Below are 3154 nucleotides of genomic sequence, written 5' to 3' on the forward strand. Positions count from 1 at the left end.
GGTCTCTCAGACCAAAACGCCTCTGGCGTTGTAAGGTTAAGCCTCACGGGTCATTAGTACCGGTTAGCTCAACGCATCGCTGCGCTTACACATCCGGCCTATCAACGTCGTAGTCTTCAACGTCCCTTCAGGACTCTCAAGGAGTCAGGGAGAACTCATCTCGGGGCAAGTTTCGTGCTTAGATGCTTTCAGCACTTATCTTTTCCGCACTTAGCTACCGGGCAGTGCCATTGGCATGACAACCCGAACACCAGTGGTGCGTTCACTCCGGTCCTCTCGTACTAGGAGCAACCCCCCTCAATTCTCCAGCGCCCACGGCAGATAGGGACCGAACTGTCTCACGACGTTCTAAACCCAGCTCGCGTACCACTTTAAACGGCGAACAGCCGTACCCTTGGGACCTACTTCAGCCCCAGGATGTGATGAGCCGACATCGAGGTGCCAAACACCGCCGTCGATATGAACTCTTGGGCGGTATCAGCCTGTTATCCCCGGAGTACCTTTTATCCGTTGAGCGATGGCCCTTCCATTCAGAACCACCGGATCACTATGACCTGCTTTCGCACCTGCTCGAGCCGTCACTCTCGCAGTCAAGCTGGCTTATGCCATTGCACTAACCTCCTGATGTCCGACCAGGATTAGCCAACCTTCGTGCTCCTCCGTTACTCTTTGGGAGGAGACCGCCCCAGTCAAACTACCCACCAGACACTGTCCGCAGCCCGGATTACGGGCCTACGTTAGAACATCAAACATTAAAGGGTGGTATTTCAAGGTTGGCTCCACGCAGACTGGCGTCCACGCTTCAAAGCCTCCCACCTATCCTACACATCAAGGCTCAATGTTCAGTGTCAAGCTATAGTAAAGGTTCACGGGGTCTTTCCGTCTTGCCGCGGGTACACTGCATCTTCACAGCGATTTCAATTTCACTGAGTCTCGGGTGGAGACAGCCTGGCCATCATTACGCCATTCGTGCAGGTCGGAACTTACCCGACAAGGAATTTCGCTACCTTAGGACCGTTATAGTTACGGCCGCCGTTTACCGGGGCTTCGATCAAGAGCTTCTCCTTGCGGATAACCCCATCAATTAACCTTCCGGCACCGGGCAGGCGTCACACCGTATACGTCCACTTTCGTGTTTGCACAGTGCTGTGTTTTTAATAAACAGTTGCAGCCAGCTGGTATCTTCGACTGGCTTCGGCTCGGGGAGCAAGTCCCTTCACCTACGCGCCAGCGTGCCTTCTCCCGAAGTTACGGCACCATTTTGCCTAGTTCCTTCACCCGAGTTCTCTCAAGCGCCTTGGTATTCTCTACCTGACCACCTGTGTCGGTTTGGGGTACGATTTCGTGTTACCTGGAGCTTAGAGGCTTTTCCTGGAAGCAGGGCATCAGTTACTTCACCACCGTGGTGGCTCGTCGTCACGCCTCAGCCTTAAGATATCCCGGATTTACCAAAGATATCAGCCTACACGCTTAAACCGGGACAACCGTCGCCCGGATAACCTAGCCTTCTCCGTCCCCCCTTCGCAGTAACACCAAGTGCAGGAATATTAACCTGCTTCCCATCGACTACGCTTTTCAGCCTCGCCTTAGGGGTCGACTCACCCTGCTCCGATTAACGTTGAACAGGAACCCTTGGTCTTCCGGCGAGCGGGCTTTTCACCCGCTTTATCGTTACTTATGTCAGCATTCGCACTTCTGATACCTCCAGCAGCCCTCACAGGCCACCTTCAACGGCTTACAGAACGCTCCCCTACCCAACAACGCCTAAGCGTCGCTGCCGCAGCTTCGGTGCATGGTTTAGCCCCGTTACATCTTCCGCGCAGGCCGACTCGACCAGTGAGCTATTACGCTTTCTTTAAATGATGGCTGCTTCTAAGCCAACATCCTGGCTGTCTGTGCCTTCCCACATCGTTTCCCACTTAACCATGACTTTGGGACCTTAGCTGGCGGTCTGGGTTGTTTCCCTCTTCACGACGGACGTTAGCACCCGCCGTGTGTCTCCCGTGATAACATTCTTCGGTATTCGCAGTTTGCATCGGGTTGGTAAGCCGGGATGGCCCCCTAGCCGAAACAGTGCTCTACCCCCGAAGATGAGTTCACGAGGCGCTACCTAAATAGCTTTCGGGGAGAACCAGCTATCTCCCGGTTTGATTGGCCTTTCACCCCCAGCCACAAGTCATCCGCTAATTTTTCAACATTAGTCGGTTCGGTCCTCCAGTTAGTGTTACCCAACCTTCAACCTGCCCATGGCTAGATCACCGGGTTTCGGGTCTATACCCTGCAACTTAACGCCCAGTTAAGACTCGGTTTCCCTGCGGCTCCCCTATACGGTTAACCTTGCTACAGAATATAAGTCGCTGACCCATTATACAAAAGGTACGCAGTCACCCTGATAAATCAAGGCTCCCACTGCTTGTACGTACACGGTTTCAGGTTCTGTTTCACTCCCCTCGCCGGGGTTCTTTTCGCCTTTCCCTCACGGTACTGGTTCACTATCGGTCAGTCAGGAGTATTTAGCCTTGGAGGATGGTCCCCCCATATTCAGACAGGATACCACGTGTCCCGCCCTACTCTTCGAACTCACAGTCTGTGCACTTTCGTGTACGGGGCTATCACCCGGTATCGCGCGACTTTCCAGACGCTTCCACTAACGCACAAACTGATTCAGGTTCTGGGCTGTTCCCCGTTCGCTCGCCGCTACTGGGGGAATCTCGGTTGATTTCTTTTCCTCTGGGTACTTAGATGTTTCAGTTCCCCAGGTTCGCCTCGCAACACTATGTATTCATGTTGCGATGATGCACTGAGTGCACCGGGTTTCCCCATTCGGACATCGTCGGCTGTAGCGGTTCATATCACCTTACCGACGCTTTACGCAGATTAGCACGTCCTTCATCGCCTCTGACTGCCAGGGCATCCACCGTGTACGCTTAGTCGCTTAACCTCACAACCCACAGGCGTTTTACAACGCTGCAGACTGCAGGCATTGAGAGACTCGAACATGTTGTTATTCATTTCTTATTACGGAGAAATGAACCAACACGTCGTTTCAATTTTCAGCTTGTTCCGGATTGTTAAAGAGCAATATCTCAAACATGACGGTTAAGTCAGTTTTGAGATATTGCTCTTTAACCATCCGGAACAAGCTGAAAATTGA

1 rRNA gene is annotated in these 3154 nt (G+C 52.8%); it reads right to left on the reverse strand.

The features are described 5' to 3' along the window. Positions 1–32: 32 nt before the first annotated feature. Positions 33–2941 (reverse strand): 23S ribosomal RNA (locus tag HX773_RS25000). Between the last annotated feature and the right edge of the window lie 213 nt (positions 2942–3154).

Origin of the sequence: Pantoea sp. B9002, from assembly GCF_013385945.1 — a bacterium.
Taxonomy (GTDB): domain Bacteria; phylum Pseudomonadota; class Gammaproteobacteria; order Enterobacterales; family Enterobacteriaceae; genus Pantoea.